15 protein-coding genes and 1 pseudogene are annotated in these 16548 nt (G+C 40.2%); all 16 read left to right on the top strand.

Annotation, left to right across the window (positions count from 1 at the left end; genetic code table 11):
* Window positions 1-3: 3 nt before the first annotated feature.
* The 16 genes and pseudogenes from fliK to F3G88_RS10735 all read left to right on the top strand — a co-directional run bounded on the left by fliK (window position 4) and on the right by F3G88_RS10735 (window position 16535).
* Window positions 4-1650 carry a flagellar hook-length control protein FliK gene (gene fliK / locus F3G88_RS05670; protein ID WP_149715589.1) on the top strand — a complete coding sequence of 549 codons (1647 nt, stop codon included), beginning with the start codon at window positions 4-6 and terminating at the stop codon, window positions 1648-1650.
* Window positions 1647-1913 (top strand): FlhB-like flagellar biosynthesis protein, encoded by a 267-nt coding sequence (locus F3G88_RS05665; RefSeq protein ID WP_223227339.1) that lies wholly within the window; start codon window positions 1647-1649, stop codon window positions 1911-1913. The genes fliK and F3G88_RS05665 overlap by 4 nt, the downstream gene beginning before the upstream one ends.
* Before the next feature lie 66 nt (window positions 1914-1979).
* The gene (locus tag F3G88_RS05660; protein ID WP_149715588.1) at window positions 1980-3680 is read left to right on the top strand and encodes a methyl-accepting chemotaxis protein; all 1701 of its coding nucleotides are present in this window, start codon (window positions 1980-1982) and stop codon (window positions 3678-3680) included.
* 34 nt (window positions 3681-3714) lie between these two features.
* The gene (locus tag F3G88_RS05655; protein ID WP_021087663.1) at window positions 3715-4281 is read left to right on the top strand and encodes a CheB methylesterase domain-containing protein; all 567 of its coding nucleotides are present in this window, start codon (window positions 3715-3717) and stop codon (window positions 4279-4281) included.
* Complete coding sequence (locus tag F3G88_RS05650) at window positions 4271-5095, top strand: CheR family methyltransferase (RefSeq protein ID WP_021092926.1); 825 nt, start codon at window positions 4271-4273, stop codon at window positions 5093-5095. Before F3G88_RS05655 ends, F3G88_RS05650 begins: the two co-directional genes overlap by 11 nt.
* Window positions 5096-5183: 88 nt before the next feature.
* Entirely contained in the window at window positions 5184-7805 is a 2622-nt protein-coding gene (gene gyrA, locus F3G88_RS05645) for a DNA gyrase subunit A (RefSeq protein ID WP_149715587.1), read from the top strand.
* 44 nt (window positions 7806-7849) lie between these two features.
* On the top strand, window positions 7850-8350 hold the full coding sequence (locus tag F3G88_RS05640) for an LPP20 family lipoprotein (RefSeq protein ID WP_021087651.1): 501 nt from the start codon (window positions 7850-7852) through the stop codon (window positions 8348-8350).
* The gene (locus F3G88_RS05635; protein ID WP_149715586.1) at window positions 8326-8718 is read left to right on the top strand and encodes a hypothetical protein; all 393 of its coding nucleotides are present in this window, start codon (window positions 8326-8328) and stop codon (window positions 8716-8718) included. Before F3G88_RS05640 ends, F3G88_RS05635 begins: the two co-directional genes overlap by 25 nt.
* Window positions 8719-8730: 12 nt before the next feature.
* A complete protein-coding gene (locus F3G88_RS05630) occupies window positions 8731-9885 on the top strand; it encodes a sigma-54-dependent transcriptional regulator (protein WP_149715585.1) in 1155 nt (384 codons plus the stop codon).
* Window positions 9886-9955: 70 nt separating this feature from the next.
* Window positions 9956-10981, top strand: coding sequence for an aspartate-semialdehyde dehydrogenase (locus F3G88_RS05625; RefSeq protein ID WP_021090026.1), 1026 nt, complete (start codon window positions 9956-9958; stop codon window positions 10979-10981).
* A gap of 93 nt (window positions 10982-11074) precedes the next feature.
* A complete protein-coding gene (locus F3G88_RS05620; protein WP_149715584.1) occupies window positions 11075-11581 on the top strand; it encodes a YqhA family protein in 507 nt (168 codons plus the stop codon).
* 92 nt (window positions 11582-11673) lie between these two features.
* Window positions 11674-12696, top strand: a complete 1023-nt coding sequence (gene hemE / locus F3G88_RS05615; protein WP_149715583.1) for a uroporphyrinogen decarboxylase — start codon at window positions 11674-11676, stop codon at window positions 12694-12696.
* Window positions 12686-13600, top strand: coding sequence for a radical SAM protein (locus F3G88_RS05610; RefSeq protein WP_149715582.1), 915 nt, complete (start codon window positions 12686-12688; stop codon window positions 13598-13600). Before hemE ends, F3G88_RS05610 begins: the two co-directional genes overlap by 11 nt.
* Window positions 13601-13603: 3 nt before the next feature.
* Window positions 13604-14422, top strand: a complete 819-nt coding sequence (locus F3G88_RS05605) for a pyridoxamine kinase (RefSeq protein ID WP_103611321.1) — start codon at window positions 13604-13606, stop codon at window positions 14420-14422.
* A 148-nt stretch (window positions 14423-14570) separates the two neighbouring features.
* A pseudogene (locus F3G88_RS10740) lies at window positions 14571-15392 on the top strand (cache domain-containing protein); the annotation flags it as partial.
* Window positions 15381-16535, top strand: a complete 1155-nt coding sequence (locus F3G88_RS10735) for a methyl-accepting chemotaxis protein (RefSeq protein ID WP_411160871.1) — start codon at window positions 15381-15383, stop codon at window positions 16533-16535. The pseudogene F3G88_RS10740 and the gene F3G88_RS10735, both read left to right, overlap by 12 nt.
* The last annotated feature ends 13 nt before the right edge of the window (window positions 16536-16548 follow it).

The raw sequence follows: 16548 nt of genomic DNA, 5'->3' as shown, positions 1-16548 counted from the left end.
AAAATGGACGTAGCAAATTCTCTAAACATATCAAACACCTCGGTCCAAACCGGGCAAAACGCCGCCCAAAACGCGCCTGTTCGTAAAAATGAGGGTTCGCTTTTTAAAAACCAGCCAGCTGGGACGCCAAGTGAGCAGACCATCTCAAATGCTCTTGATAACGTTGGTAAGCTAGTTGCAAGGGTGCTTGATGATCTAAAAAGCGCTTCAAGCCTTAGTAAAGCTGAGCAAATTTTATCTCAAGCAAAAGATACGAAGATCGCTCCAAATTTAGCTAGCGAGCTCTCAGACCTTGCAAAAAGCTTAGAGGCAGAAGCCACGCAAAATGAAAGCCCTGAGATAAAGAGCCTTGCACTAAAACTAAAAGAATTTCTAAAGCCAATAGCAGATCTCAAAGCTGGCTCACTAAATGATCAGATAAAAAACTCAGGTGTCATGCTTGAAGCAAATTTAAAAGATGCGCTTACCCCAGAAAAACTGCCAAGCTCGATACAAAAGCTACTAAGCGATATAAAAAATCTCTCAAATCAAAATTTACTTAGTCAAATTTTAACTCTAAATGATGAGAGCTTGGATAATCAAAACTCATTTATGAAGCTTACTTCTATGCTTGAAAAAGCGAGTAGTGACGCTAAAAATCTCCTTGATAACTCAAGCATAAAAATGCTTTTAAAAGATGTGGATAAGCTTGATAATGTGGCTAAATTTCTTGATAAAAACTTCTCAAAAGAGCAAAGCGCAGACGCGGTTAAAAGCCAGATCGGCAAGATGGAGAATTTCATCTCAAATTTAAGCGAAAAGGTAGCAAATTTAGCGAGTGAAAAGCTAAATCAAAGTGCGGCTTTTAGCTCAAACCACAAAGAGCTAAAAACTATCCTTGAAAACCTAAAAAACGATCTAAAAATGCTAAATAACATAGGCGATGAGGCTGGGCTTGTAAAGGCGTTTAACGAGGTTAGCGACGTCTCAAAAGAGGGCAGCTTGCAAGATAAGCTCCAAAGTGCGGCCAGACGCCTCGCTCATAGCCTAAGTCTAGCTGACCCAGAAGCAAGCACAGCTAAAAGCGATCTAACTGAGAGTAAGGCGCTTTTAAAACAGCTAAAACTAGCCACAAATGATATAAATAACATCACGACAAAGAGCCAGAGTGAAATTTCAAAGGTGCTAAATCAAGATGTAAAAAGCACGCTTTTAAACATAAGCGAAAAGAGCCAAAACGCCCAAACAGTCAATGCTGCAAACAAAATGATCTCTCAAATCGAGATGCACCAGATGGTCTCAAGCTTACAAGGAGGCATACAAACTTATATGCCTTATATCTGGGACGGCGTGGAGGGCGGAAATGTCGCGTTTAAGCAGGGCAAAAAGGATAAATTTTATGCTCAGATCGATCTAAATTTTAAGAAATTTGGACAGATAAATGTGATGGTTGGGCTTGTGGATAAACGCTATATCGATCTATCGGTGGCAACGCAGACAAATGAGTTTAAAGAGCTTATTTTGTCTAACTCAAGCGAGCTAAAGCAAGCGATCTCAAAGCTTGGACTAATCGTTTCAAATTTTAACATCAAAACCTTGCCAAAGGTGAAGCTAAACGATAGATTTAAAAATTTTGGCGGCCTTGATGTGGGCTTTGATAAGAAAATTTGATGCAAGTAAATAAGAAAAAAGCCGTTGCTCTTGGCTACAACAGATCGCAAGATAACGCTCCAAAGGTGCTTGCAAGCGGTGCTGGCGAGATAGCAAATAAGATAATAAGCCTTGCAAAAGAGCATGACATACCGATCAAAGAGGATCCTGATCTCATTGAAATTTTAAGCAAGGTCGAGGTCGATCAAGAGATACCGCCAAATTTATATAAAGCGGTGGCTGAGATTTTTAGCTTTTTATATAAGATCACAAATAAAAAGTAAATATTGCACTTTAATGGTGCTATAATCTCAAAATTAAGGAAATTTAAACATTAAAAAGGAGGTATTATGAAAATTTCATCAAAAGTGACGATGATGATCGTCTCGTCCCTACTGGTGCTTGGAGCCATCTTAGTCTTTCTAAACATTTACGAGCAAAACAAAGCGATAGAATTTTCTACCAAACAGCTGACTGAAACGATCTTAGCCGACAAAAGGGCAGCTTTAAGTGAAGAGATGGATATCGTTTCAAACATTTTGCTTAAAATTCAAGAGGTCTATGACGACGCAAACGAGACTATAGAAGATCAAAAAGAAGATATCATCGACTATCTCTCAAAGGCTAGATTTGGCGATGATAAAAAGGGATACTTTAGTATCTACACTACAAAAGGTGTGGTTATCTCTAGTCCTGGAGTGCCTGAGTATAACGGTCTTGATAGACTTGAAGCAACTGACGCAAATGGCTATAAATACATAAAAGATCTCATGCAAAAAGCCTCTGAAAATAGCGAGGGCGCTTTTGTAAATTTTGTAGCTAAAGCAAAAGATGGCTCAACTACGAGAAAGATAGGAAAAGGGCTAAAACTAAACCTCTTTCATGAAGATGTAGTGCTGATGTCTGTTGTTAATCTTGAGGGTATGTATAAAGAGATAGATAAAATTTCAGCCACTATGCAAAATGACGCTAAGGCAAACACTACAAATTTCATCGTCATAGCCGTAGTAGTTTTAATCATCTCACTAATAGTTGCCATGCTCTACTCTAAATTTTCTATCACAAAACCGCTAAATGAGCTAATCTTGCGAGCTACAAACCTCTCAAGCGGCGATGGCGATCTAACAAGAAAACTAGAAGTTGTAGGCAAAGATGAGATAGCAAAAGCCAGCGAGGCTATAAATAAATTTATAGAAAAAGTAAGGGTTTTAATCTCGGAAGCAAAAGATATCTCAAATGAAAACAGCTCCATCGCAAATGAGCTTAGCTCAACCTCAGTCCAAACTGGTCGTGGGGTAGAAAACTCAAGCAAGATAGTTGAGGACGCTGGGAAGGATTGCACTGAGATACAATCATATATGAAAGATTCAATCGAAGTTGCAAAAGGCGGCAAAGATGATCTTCAAAAGGCGCTAAGCTACGTTGATGAGACCTTAAATACCATCTCAAATTTATCTTCAGAGATCGCTCAGACATCAGATATAGAAAATCAAATGGCTGGCAAGATCGAGCAGCTTAGCCGTGATGCCGAGCAGGTAAAATCAGTCCTTGTGGTTATCAATGACATCGCTGATCAAACAAATTTACTAGCCCTTAATGCAGCCATCGAAGCAGCACGTGCAGGCGAGCATGGACGTGGCTTTGCAGTCGTTGCAGATGAGGTTAGAAAGCTAGCTGAGCGCACTCAAAAGAGTCTCACTGAGATAAACGCAACTATCAACGTCATCGTTCAAGCGATAAATGAAAGTAGCGAGCAAATGAGTATAAACTCAAGGCAAATAAGCGAGCTAACAGGCGTGGCAAACAACGCGCAAAACACCATAAGAGATATGAGTGGTATCATGAGATCAGCCATAGGACTATCTGATAAAACTATCGAGGACTATATAAAGACTGGCAAGGATATTGACGATATAGTAAAAAACATGAAGGGCATAAGTCAAATTTCATCTCAAAGTGCAAGAAGCGTAGAAGAGATAGCTTCAGCTGCTGAGCATCTAAACAAGATGACAGATACGCTAAATGCAAAACTTGGCGAATTTAGAACTTGATTTGTGTGGTAAATTTTAAATTTAAAGGCAATTAGTGGCTCAAAAACTGGTCTTAATAGGGGCTTCTACAGGAGGCCCAGGTCATATAAAAAAACTATTAAAAGATATAAATTTAAATGGTGCGATGGTCGTTATAGCTCAGCATATGAACAAGATGTTTATAAACTCATTTGTCACGCAAATGGGCAGGGAGTGCAATATAAATGTTGAAATTTTAAGCGAGAAGACAAATTTAAGAGAAAATATCGTCTATATCTGTGATCAAAATTTTGAAATTTCAGCGACTTTGCCAGTTAGTGCAAAGCCACAACCTGAGATAAAAACGATATATACGCCAAATGTTGATGTGCTTTTTAACTCAGGCACGCAGATCTCAAAAAATGTAAATTTACTTGCGATCTTGCTAACTGGCATCGGCGATGATGGCGCAGCTGGACTTGATAAGCTCTATAAAGCAGGTGCAAAATGCATAGCTGAAAATGAAGAGAGCGCGATAGTTTATGGCATGCCAAAGCGTGCTAAAGAGCTAAATCAAAATTTAAAATCGTTAAATTTAATGATGATAAGAAAAGAGCTTGAGGAGTTTTTAAATGCTTTTTAACAAAGTGGATAAACAAAGCGAAGTTTTAGAGGCAAAAGCACCAAGCGATATGGATGGATTTAACGAATTTATGAGCACTATAAAGACGCTTTGCGGGGTTGATCTAGAGCCAAAGAGGGATATCACGCTGCAAAGAGTTAGTATATTTGCCAAAAATCGCCAGATAAAAAGCTTTAAAGATCTAGTTTCGATGATAAGATTTGACACGTTGCTTAGGCAAGATCTTTTAAATTTAGTCACCGTAAATGAGACATATTTTTATAGAGAGCTAGCACAGCTAAAAGACGTGATCTACTACGCAAAAGAGCTTGGGGAGGCTAGAATTTTATGCGCGCCTTGCTCAACTGGCGATGAGACCTATTCGCTTGCTATGCTTGCTTATGAATTTGGTCTTAAACAAAGTGATATCCAGCTAACTGGCATCGACATAAACTCAGAAGCCATACAAGCTTGTAGCGTCGGAAGCTATGGCGAGAGGAGCTTACATAGGCTAAGCGAGTTTCAAAAGGAGAGATTTTTTACAAAAAAAGATGACAAATTTTTCATCAAAAAAGAAATTTTACCAAGGTGCGAGTTTAAAATTTTAAATGTTTTTGACGATGCGATGTTTAATCTTGGTAAATTTGACATCGTCCTTTCAAGAAATATGATGATATATTTTGACGACGAATTTAGGCTAAAATGCGTTGAGAGACTGCATAGGATGCTTAAGCCAGAGGGCAGGCTCTACGCAGGACACGCTGATCTTGTGCCTTACACCCCGCTTTACACAAAGCGTTTTTCAAACGGAGCTACATATTACGAGCGCGCTTAAGGGTTAAATTTAACCCAGGCCGCTTTGCCCTTAGAAAGTTTTTATCAATTTTTGGCTAAAATCCCACAAGCTAAATTTAAGGATAAAAATGAAAGACAATCTACTTGAATTAACTCAAGATATCGCTTCAGTTGATATCGAAGATTCTATAAAAAATAGCTATCTTGACTACTCTATGAGCGTCATCGTCGGACGTGCTTTGCCTGACGCTAGAGACGGACTAAAGCCAGTTCATAGAAGAATTTTATACGCTATGGATAACCTCGGCGTTGGCAGCAGAAGTGCTTATATGAAGTCAGCTCGTATCGTAGGTGAAGTCATCGGTAAGTACCACCCACACGGCGATACAGCGGTTTATAACGCACTTGTTCGTATGGCTCAGAAATTTTCTATGCGCTATCCAGTCGTTGATGGACAAGGAAACTTTGGCTCGATTGATGGCGACAGCGCAGCTGCGATGCGTTATACCGAAGCTAGAATGACTATGCTTACTGAAGAGCTTTTAAAAGATATCGACAAAGACACGGTTGATTTTGTGCCAAACTACGATGATAGAGAGGTTGAGCCAGATGTTTTGCCTAGCCGTGTGCCAAATTTATTATTAAATGGCTCAAGCGGTATCGCTGTTGGTATGGCGACAAATATCCCGCCACACAGCCTTGATGAGCTAATAGACGGTCTTTTGCTCCTTCTTGAAAACAAAGAAGCAACACTTGAAGAGGTGATGGAATTTATAAAAGGTCCAGACTTCCCAACTGGTGGTATCATTTTTGGTAAAAAAGGCATCATAGAGGCATACCGCACAGGTCGTGGCAGGGTCAAACTAAGAGCTAAAACTCACATAGAAAAAAAGCCAAACAAAGATGTCATCGTCATCGATGAGCTGCCTTATCAGACAAACAAAGCAAGACTTATCGAGCAGATCGCCGAGCTTGTAAAAGATAAGCAGATAGAGGGCATTAGCGAGGTTAGAGATGAGTCTGACAAGGACGGCATTCGCGTAGTCATCGAGTTAAAACGCGACGCTATGAGCGACATCGTGCTAAATAACCTATTTAAATCAACCACGATGGAGAGCACTTTTGGCGTTATTATGCTTGCTATTAATAACAAAGAGCCAAAGGTTTTTAATCTTATCGAGTTACTTAAGCTATTTTTAAATCACAGAAAAACAGTTATCATTAGAAGAACGATATTTGAGCTTGAAAAAGCGCGCGCAAGAGCTCACATCTTAGAGGGTCTAAAGATCGCACTTGATAATATCGACGAGGTGATAGAGCTTATTAGAAATAGTGCCGATACGGCGGTTGCTAGAGAAGGCTTGATGAGTAAATTTAACCTCTCAGAGCTTCAAGCAAACGCTATCCTTGATATGCGTCTAAGCAAGCTTACAGGCCTAGAGAGAGAAAAACTAGAGGCCGAACTAGCCGAGCTTATGGCTGAGATCGCAAGACTTGATGAAATTTTAAAGAGCGAGACATTGCTTGAAAATTTGATCAAAGAAGAGCTTCTTGAGATCAAAAATAAATTTAAAGTGCCAAGAGTAACTGAGATCGTTGATGACTACGATGATATCGACATTGAAGATCTTATACCAAATGAAAATATGGTCGTAACCATAACTCACCGAGGCTACATCAAGCGTGTGCCAAGCAAGCAGTATGAGAAGCAAAAACGTGGCGGCAAGGGCAAAGTAGCGGTCACGACATATGATGATGACTTTATCGAGAGCTTCTTTACTTCAAATACCCACGACACGCTTATGTTTGTGACAGACCGCGGACAGCTATACTGGCTAAAAGTCTATAAAATTCCAGAGGGAAGCCGTACAGCAAAAGGCAAAGCAGTTGTAAATTTGATCCAGCTGCAGCCTGATGAGAAGATAAAAGCGATCATCCCAACGACTGACTTTGACGAGAGCAAATCTCTAGCATTCTTTACTAAAAACGGCATCGTAAAACGCACAAATTTAAGTGAGTTTAAAAATATCCGCTCAGTTGGCGTAAGAGCTATAAGCCTTGATGAGAACGACGAGCTAGTAACTGCACTCATCGCTCAAACATACGATGATATGCCAGTAACTGACCCTGAAAATGAGCTAAGTGTTGAGACAGAGGTGCTTGAAGTTGAAGAGCTTCAAAACGAGATCGATGAAGATAGTGCAAATGCCGAAGAGGACGCAAACTCAGGCGATGAGACAATGCTATTTGTAGTTACTAAAAAGGGTATGTGTCTTAAATTTAAGATCAGCAAGGTTCGCCAAATGGGAAGAACGGCACGCGGCGTAACTGGTATCAAATTTAAAGAGCCAGGCGATGAGGTCGTGGGTGCTGCAGTCATCGAAAGCAATGATCAAGAAATTTTAAGCATATCTCAAAAAGGTATCGGCAAGCGCACAACCGCTGATGAGTACCGCTTAACAAATCGCGGTGGCAAAGGCGTCATCTGCATGAAGCTAACAAACAGAACAGGCGATCTAGTGGGCGTTGTGATGGTTGATGAAGAGCAAGACCTTATGGCTCTAACATCAAGCGGCAAGATGATAAGAGTTGATATGCAAAGCATCCGCAAAGCAGGACGTAACACAAGCGGCGTGATCGTCGTAAATGTTGATGGCGATGATGTTGTAAGTATCGCAAGATGCCCTAAGGCAGATGATGGCGAGGACGAGGATGAAGCACCAAGCGAAGATATGGGGCTTTTGGAATAAAATTTGCTGTTAAATTTTAAATAAAAGCATAAAAAAGGTTGTTTATGAAGGTTAAAATTTTATCTTTTGCTTTGATGGTTGCTATTTTTGGCGGTTGCTCATTTAACGGCTTTATGGGCGAGCCAACTAGCACATCAAACCGCAACGTAGTCATCCAAAAGGTCGATAAAGACGATCTTAGAGAGGTGATGAAAAAAGAGAAGATGATATATGATAGCGCTCCAAGAGAGACTACATTTAGAGCCACAGGTGAGGGTATAGCTCCGTTAAATTCTCTCTCATACGCTCAGTCGGTTACTCTTGCAAAAAGAGCGGCGATGGCTGATGCTTATTCGCAGCTTGCTGGCAAGCTTTACGGCGTAAAGATCAATGCTGAAGACACCGTAAGAGACGCGATGCTAAACGACTCATCTATCACTTCAAAGGTTCAAGGCCTTGTCAAAAACGCAAGGATCGTAAGTGAAAATTTCAAAGACGGGCTTTATAAGGTAAATATGGAGCTTAAGATAGACGAAGATAAGTGGCGAGAAGTCTTTTCTTACTAACGATACTTTTAAATTTCGCCTTTTGCCTGGAGGAGTTTATCTTCTGGGCAAAGGTCGATACGAAAAATCAAATAGTTGCCTTTGAGGAAATTTCATTTTCTAAGGCGATGACTTTAACGCCAAATCCAAAACCAAAATTTCTTTGCCAGATAGACGCCTTTAAAGATGAAAACATCACAACTCTTGGCTTTTTAAATTTACACAAAGATGAGATATTTGACTGCTTTGTCTTAAAAAAAGTGATGATAAAAAATGAGCTAAAAGTCAAAAATGCACAGATCTCAAACACTTCAAATTTGAAAATTTTGCCAGTTAGATTTATGGTGGAATTTAAGTCAAAATCCGCTATCATCGGCACACTTCAATAAAAAAGAGATCAAATGAATATCGTCATAGTAGAAGATGACATCAATATGCGAAAGTCGCTTGAGATCGCACTTGGCGAGTATGATGAGCTAAATATCAAAAGCTATAAGAGCGCAGTTGAGGCTCTAAAAAAGCTAAGCGACGACACTGATCTAATAATCACCGATATAAACATGCCAAAAATGGACGGACTTGAGTTCATTAAAGAGCTAAACGGCAAATTTGACGTCATCATAATGACTGGAAACGCGACACTTAATAAGGCGATCGAGAGCGTTAGGCTTGGCGTGAAGGACTTTTTAACCAAGCCATTTGACGTCTCAACGCTTTATGAGGCGATAAAAAGGGTAGAGGCGCTAAAGCAAAAGACTCCAAAAAGCATAAAAAAAGTTGAAAGCAAAAGCGAAAATAACGGCTTTTTAGCTACTTCAAAAGCGCTTGAAATCACGCTAAATATCGCACTAAAAGCCGCAAGAACGGACGCTTCTATTATGCTTAGTGGCGAAAGTGGTGTTGGTAAGGAGGTCTTTGCTAAGTTTATCCACGCAAACTCACCTAGAAAAGATGCGGCATTTATCGCTTTAAACATGGCAGCGATACCTGAAAATTTGATAGAAAGTGAGCTTTTTGGCTTTGAAAAGGGCGCCTTTACTGACGCTGCGACTACCAAAAAAGGGCAGTTTGAGCTGGCAAATGGCGGAACACTATTTTTAGATGAGATCGGCGAGATGCCTATAAATTTACAGCCAAAATTGCTTCGTGCCTTGCAGGAGCGCGAGATAACAAGGCTTGGCGCTACAAAGAGCGAAAAGATAGACGTTCGCATCATCTGCGCTACAAATGCAAATTTAGAGCTTGCGATGAAAGAGGGCAGGTTTAGAGAGGACCTTTTCTACCGCCTAAACACGATCCCGCTTTTCATCCCGCCACTTCGCGAGCGAAAGGATGAAATTTTGCCTATCGCGCAGGATGCTTTGGACAAATGCTGCAAAGAGTATGGCTTTGAGGCTAAAAAATTCTCAAAAGCAGCCAAAGAGGAGCTTTTGGGCTACGACTACCCAGGCAACATAAGAGAGCTCATCTCAGTCGTGCAGCGTGCAGCGATACTAAGCGAGGGCGATGAAATTTTGCCAAAAGATCTATTTTTGCAAGCGAGAAGTAAAAAATAGGTAAAAATTTAAGTTTTTGGCTAGTAAAATTATGCAAATTAAGAAAATTAAAAGAAACCAAGGAGAGCAGATGAGAAAATTTAACGTAGCGGTCGTTGGTGCTACTGGAGCGGTCGGCGAAGAGCTTTTTAGAGTTATGGAGGAGGTTGATTTCCCAGTTGGTGAGCTTTTGCCACTTGCAAGTGCAAAGAGCGTTGGCATGGAGATCGAATTTAAGGGCAAACACTACAAAGTAAAAGAGCTAACCGAGAAAGTTTTTAGCGAGCACGAGATCGATATCGCATTTTTTAGTGCAGGTGGCTCAGTTTCAGAGAAATTTGCCAAATTTGCAGCTGATAGCGGCGCGGTAGTTATCGATAATACCAGCCATTTTAGGATGGATAAAGATATCCCGCTAGTCGTGCCTGAGTGTAACCCAAGTGACATCGCCATGTGGAAAAACCGTGGCATCATCGCTAATCCAAACTGCTCAACTATCCAAATGGTGCAAATTTTAAAACCACTAAATGACGCTTTTGGCATCAACAGGGTTGATGTTTCTACCTATCAAGCAGCAAGCGGCGCTGGTAAAGAGGGTATGGAGGAGCTTGTTGTGCAGATGCAAAAGTTTTTTGAATTTAAGCTTGATGAGTGCGAGCCAAAGGTCTTTGCGCACCGCTTAGCGCTAAACGTGATCCCTCACATAGACGTCTTTTTGGATAACGACTACACAAAAGAAGAGATGAAAATGGTCAATGAAACGCAAAAAATACTTCACAAAGATATCGAAGTGAGCGCAACTTGCGTGCGTGTGCCGGTGCTTAGAAGCCACTCTGAGGCGATCACTATCCACTTTGACAAAGACGTGAGCGCAGATGCGGCAAGAGAGGTTTTAAGTAAAGCTCCAAGCGTCGTTGTAGTCGATAATCCAGCTAAAAAAGAGTATCCGATGCCTACTATATCAAGCGATACAAACGAGACTTATGTTGGCAGGATCAGGGTTGATAACTTTAGATCAAATGTGCTTCACCTTTGGTGCAGTGCCGATCAGATCCGCGTGGGAGCTGCGACAAATGCCGTGAGGATCGCGCAAAAATGGATCGCGATGCAGGAGTAGTTTGCATTAAAATTAATTACGATTTTGCACCTAAAAATTTAAGGAAAAAACTATAAAATACCCCCTTTTTAAATTTCATAAAAAGGGTTTTTATTGCGTAAAATATTTGAGAGAATTTTGCTTGCAAGCAACAGTTTCACGCTTTTTCCGGTGGTCTTTGGACTTTTAGGTGCGATCGTGCTTTTCATCATCGCAAGCTATGATGTCGGCAAGGTGATTTTAGAGGTTTATAAATATTTCTTTGCTGCAGATTTTCACGTTGAAAATTTCCACCCAGAGGTCGTTGGCGAGATCGTTGGAGCGATCGATCTATACTTGATGGCGCTTGTTCTTTATATATTTAGCTTCGGAATTTACGAGCTTTTCATCTCAGAGATCACACAGCTAAAGCAGTCAAAGCAGAGTAAGGTGCTTGAAGTGCATTCGCTTGATGAGCTAAAAGACAAGCTTGGCAAAGTGATCGTCATGGTCCTCATCGTAAATTTCTTCCAAAGAGTGCTTCACGCAAATTTCACAACTCCGCTTGAGATGGCCTATCTTGCGGCTTCTATCCTCGCACTTTGCCTTGGACTTTACTTCCTTCACAAGGGCGAACACTAAAATTTTAAGCGTTCTTACGCTTAAAATTTCTCCTACATCTTTTCTTTAGCTATTTTTGGATAATATCCATTTAAAAATTTAAAGGAAATTTGATGATTTTCATAGACGCTTGCCTTAAAAAACCTACGCCATACACGCCTGTTTGGATGATGCGCCAAGCTGGCAGATATTTGCCTGAGTACATGCGAGTACGCGCGCAGGCTGGGGACTTTTTGTCACTTTGCAAAGACTATAAAAAGGCTAGCGAGGTCACGCTTCAGCCAGTTGAAATTCTTGGTGTTGATGCGGCTATTTTGTTTAGCGATATCCTTGTCGTGCCTCTTGAAATGGGTATGGATCTGCGCTTTGAAAAGGGCGAGGGACCAGTCTTTACAGAGCCTTTGCGCGACCAAGCAGGCCTTGATGCGCTTAGTATCGAAAGATCGGTTAAAAGCTTAGCATATGTCTATGACACGATCAAGCTAACTCGTGAAAATTTAGCGAAGGATAAAGCACTGATCGGCTTTTGTGGTGCGCCGTGGACGATAGCTACATATATGATCGAGGGTGGTGGCAGCAAAAACTATGCGGTCTGCAAAAAAATGCTCTATGAAAATCCAGAATTTTTACATCAAATTTTAGAAAAAGTGACGCAAGCTCTCATTCTTTACGTCAAAGAGCAGATAAAAGCTGGTGTAAATGCGGTGCAAATTTTTGACAGCTGGGCGGCTGCGCTTGAAGAGCAGGCTTATTTTGAGTTTGGATTTAGCTATATAAATAAGATAGTTGATAGCATCAAGGCTGAATTTCCAGAGATCCCAGTCATAGTTTTCCCAAAAGGTATAAGCGGATATCTGGATAAAATTTCAGGCAAATTTGATGTTTTTGGCGTTGATTGGAGTACGCCGATCGAACTAGCAAAAGAAAAACTTAGTCCAAGATACGTCCTTCAGGGCAACATGGAGCCAACAAGGCTTTATAGTAAAAAGGCGATCGATGAAGGCGTGGATAAAATTTTAAGTACGATGAAAGGCGCACCGCACATTTTCAACCTTGGTCATGGGATCTTGCCTGATGTGTCAGTTGAAAACGCAAAATATTTCATAAAAGAGGTTCAAAGAAAAAGTGCAAGATAGCACTCTCATCTTTGGGCCCATAAATTCTCGCCGTTTTGGTATGAGTCTTGGCATCGATCTAAGCCCAAAGCAAAAATCATGCAATTTTGACTGCATTTATTGCGAACTAAAGGGAGCAAAGCCAGTTGGGGAGATAGAAAATCCACCAAGCGTTGATGAGATCATAAGCGCTTTAAAAGAAGCATTAAAAGTTCATCAAAATATCGATGTCATCACGCTTACAGCAAATGGCGAGCCAACTCTTTATCCGCACTTAAAAGAGCTGATAGTAAAAGTAAATGAGATAAAAGGCAAGGCAAAAACTCTAATCCTAAGCAACGGCTCAGGCGCGAGAGATCAAAAAATTTGTGAAGCCTTGCAAGGGCTTGATATAGTTAAATTTAGCCTAGATAGCGCTGTGCAAAGCACATTTAAAAAGATAGACCGCAACAAAAGTAGCATAGAAGTAAATGAACTTATAAAAGCAATGGCTAAATTTCGCAAGGAATTTAAGGGCGAGCTTGTGCTTGAAATTTTGGTCGTGGCTGGATTTAACGACAAAGAAGAGGAATTTATAGCGCTTAATGAGGCTATAAATGAGATAGCTCCGCACCGAGTGGATGTGGGCACGATAGATCGCCCGCCAGCTTACAATGTAAAAGGCGTTGATGCTAGCAGGCTTGAAGAGCTTGCAAGCAAGATAAAAGGCGTGCCAGTCACCATAGCTAGGGCTCACAAGATAGAGCAAAAGTATGAATTTAGCAAGAGTGAAATTTTAGCCATGCTAGAGCGCCGTCCGCAAACTATGGCAAATGTCGAAGAAAATTTCTCAGAGCGCTCAAAGCAAATTTTAAACAGCCTTTTGCAAGATGGTGCGGTTTATCAAACTGACGTTGCTGGCGTTAAATTTTATAAATTAAGATGATAGATGAAGCGAATTTTAACTATACAAGACATCTCGTGCGTGGGCAAATGCTCGCTCACAGTCGCACTTCCCATAATCAGCGCCCAAGGCATCGAGGCGTGCATCTTGCCAACGGCACTGCTCTCAACTCACACTGGCTTTAAAAATTTCACTTTTCGTGATCTAACTGATGAATTTGACGCTATAACGCAGGTTTGGCACAAAGAGGGCATCAGCTTTGATGGAATTTACACTGGATTTTTAGGTAGTTTTAGGCAGCTTGAGCTTATAGGGAAGGTCTTTGCTGAGTTTGATAGTGGCTCTTTGCTAAGGCTTGTGGATCCTTGTATGGGCGATAATGGCAAGCTCTATCACGGATTTGATGAGAAATTTGTCGCAAAGATGAGAGAGCTTTGCACAAAGGCTCACGTTATCACGCCAAACATAACTGAGGCAAGTTTTATGTGTGAAAAGTCATTTTTAAGCGAGGGATACGGCGAGGATTACATTTTGGAGTTGCTTGAGGGCTTGGCTGGTTTTGGCGCGCAAAAGATCGTTTTAAAGGGCATTAGGTTTAGGCAAAATGAGTGTGGCATCATAGCTTACGATGCAAAGACGAAAGAAAAAGTGGAGTATTTTCACGAGTATTTGCCTTTTCATGCAAGTGGCACCGGAGATATCTTCGCTTCAGTGCTTTTTGGCTCGCTCATAAATGGCGAAAGCATGCAAAATGCTATCAAAAAGGCAGCAAATTTTGTGCTTGAGAGCATCAAGATCACATTACAAGATGATAATCGCACAAAATATGGCGTGCAGTTTGAAAAATTACTTAGAAATTTTTAGCACTTTATGGCAGGGAGTGATTTAAATTTGTGTCATTATAACCCCACAAAGTGACATAGTTAAAACAAAATTTCAGATTTGTTTAAATTAATTTTACTTTTATATAAAAAGTTGAATAATTACGCAAATATTGATCAAGGAGTGATTTATGAAGTCTTTAAGGATTAAAATTTCTGTTATTTTGACAGCTGTGATCGTGCTGCTACTAATCGGCGTTAGCCTCATTAGTTACAACATAGCTCGCAACCTATATACAGAAAAAGTTGTGAAAGATGAGCTGCCACTAGCTGTCTCTAACGTTGCAGGTGAGATCGGCTATGCCATAGACAAGATCATCAACACCTCTTATCAGATGACCAAAAACGACTATCTTCTCAAGTGGATCGACGAGGGCGAGCCAAAGGACGGATTAGCAACGCTTTTTAACTACAACACCGACCTTATGAAGGCGTTTAACCTCTCAACGGCGATGTTTGTCTCCGATAAAACTCTAAACTATTACACAAACGACAAAATTTTAAAACAGCTTAGCAAGGATAATCCACGTGATAGCTGGTACTTTGACGTTAAAAATGGCAAAGAGGTAAATTCTCTAAACATCCAAGTCTCAGAAGCTACTGGCTCGCTAACACTTTATGTAAATAGCAAGGTTGAAAAAGACGGCAAATTTTATGGCGTCAGCGCGATAGGCATGAACCTTGATGACATCGTAAATTTAGTCACCTCAAAAACCATGGGTGAGGGCAGTAAATTTTTAATGGTTGATTCAAGCGGTATCGTAAAGATAGAAAAGAGCGACAGGGTCGGCAAAGTAAATGTAAAAGATGTCCTTGGCAAAGAGAAATTTGATGTCTTGATGAATAAAAATGGCGGCGTCATCCGTCACTTTAACGGCACGAGAAATTTGATAATTGGCTCAAAATATATCCCAAGCCTTGATTGGTACCTATTTGGCGAGATGGATGAGGATGTGCTTTTAAAAGATTTGCATACGCTATTTTACTCAGCTATCGGCGTTATCTTAGCAGCGATCATCATCTCTGTGATAGTTTCACTTCTAATGTCGTCTTACCTCCTAAAAATCATCCTCAAACTAAAAACAGGCCTACTATCTTTCTTTGATCTACTAAATCACAAGACAAACAAAGCCCAGCCTATAGAGATAACCTCTAAAGATGAATTTGGTCAAATGGCAGAGCTAATAAACAAAAACACAAAGGCCATTGAAGATGGTATGAAAGATCAAAGTATCTTCATCCAAAAAGCCAACACCTTTGTAAATGAGATAAAAGATGGCAACTATGAAGCAAGTCTAGAAGCTGATACTAATAACCCAGCTCTAAATCAACTAAAAAGCACATTTAAAGATCTACAACTTGCTCTTAAAAATGCAATCTCTTGTAATGGTAAAGATGTACTTGATCTACTAAACACATATAAAAACCAAGACTTTACAAAAAGACTTGATGATGATGGTAAGATAGCAAGTGGTATAAACTCACTAGGCATTGAGATATCTAAAATGCTAAATGACAATCTAAACCAAGCACAAGTACTAGAAGAAAAAGCTAAACTTCTAGCTGAATCAGTATCTAAAGTAGCAAGCTCAGCAAACACTCAAGCAAATAGCTTACAAGAATCTGCTGCTGCAGTTGAGCAAATGTCAAGCTCAATGAATGCCATCTCTCAAAAGACAGCTGATGTTATAAGACAAAGTGATGAGATCAAAAACATAATAACTATCATTAGAGATATAGCAGATCAAACAAACCTTCTAGCACTTAATGCTGCAATTGAAGCAGCACGTGCAGGAGAACACGGTAGAGGATTTGCAGTTGTTGCTGATGAAGTTAGAAAGCTAGCTGAAAGAACTCAAAAATCACTTGGTGAGATAGAAGCAAATACAAATGTCCTAGCTCAATCAATAAATGAGATGAGTGAATCAATCAAAGAGCAAAGCGAAGGCATAAATATGATAAATCAATCAGTTGCTCAAATAGATCACCTAACAAAAGAAAACGTAGTAATTGCTAATCAAGCAAACGAAGTAACATCAGAAGTAGATGAGATGGCTAAAGCCATAGTTGAAGAGGTTAGAAAGAAGAGGTTTTAAAAAACACTTATTC

The sequence above is a fragment of the Campylobacter concisus genome, assembly GCF_902460675.1.
Lineage (GTDB): Bacteria > Campylobacterota > Campylobacteria > Campylobacterales > Campylobacteraceae > Campylobacter_A > Campylobacter_A concisus_AJ.
Note: the sequence above shows the minus strand (reverse complement) of the source record. Positions and strands in the feature narration are given on the sequence as shown.

Bases quoted from the DNA above. Each gene is read 5' to 3' on its own strand.
- F3G88_RS05605 (WP_103611321.1), top strand. From the start codon at position 13,604: ATGAAGCGAATTTTAACTATACAAGACATCTCGTGCGTGGGCAAATGC.
- F3G88_RS05660 (WP_149715588.1), top strand. From the start codon at position 1,980: ATGAAAATTTCATCAAAAGTGACGATGATGATCGTCTCGTCCCTACTG.
- hemE (WP_149715583.1), top strand. From the start codon at position 11,674: ATGATTTTCATAGACGCTTGCCTTAAAAAACCTACGCCATACACGCCT.
- F3G88_RS05625 (WP_021090026.1), top strand. From the start codon at position 9,956: ATGAGAAAATTTAACGTAGCGGTCGTTGGTGCTACTGGAGCGGTCGGC.
- F3G88_RS10735 (WP_411160871.1), top strand. From the start codon at position 15,381: ATGGATGAGGATGTGCTTTTAAAAGATTTGCATACGCTATTTTACTCA.
- gyrA (WP_149715587.1), top strand. From the start codon at position 5,184: ATGAAAGACAATCTACTTGAATTAACTCAAGATATCGCTTCAGTTGAT.
- F3G88_RS05650 (WP_021092926.1), top strand. From the start codon at position 4,271: ATGCTTTTTAACAAAGTGGATAAACAAAGCGAAGTTTTAGAGGCAAAA.
- F3G88_RS05640 (WP_021087651.1), top strand. From the start codon at position 7,850: ATGAAGGTTAAAATTTTATCTTTTGCTTTGATGGTTGCTATTTTTGGC.
- fliK (WP_149715589.1), top strand. From the start codon at position 4: ATGGACGTAGCAAATTCTCTAAACATATCAAACACCTCGGTCCAAACC.
- F3G88_RS05630 (WP_149715585.1), top strand. From the start codon at position 8,731: ATGAATATCGTCATAGTAGAAGATGACATCAATATGCGAAAGTCGCTT.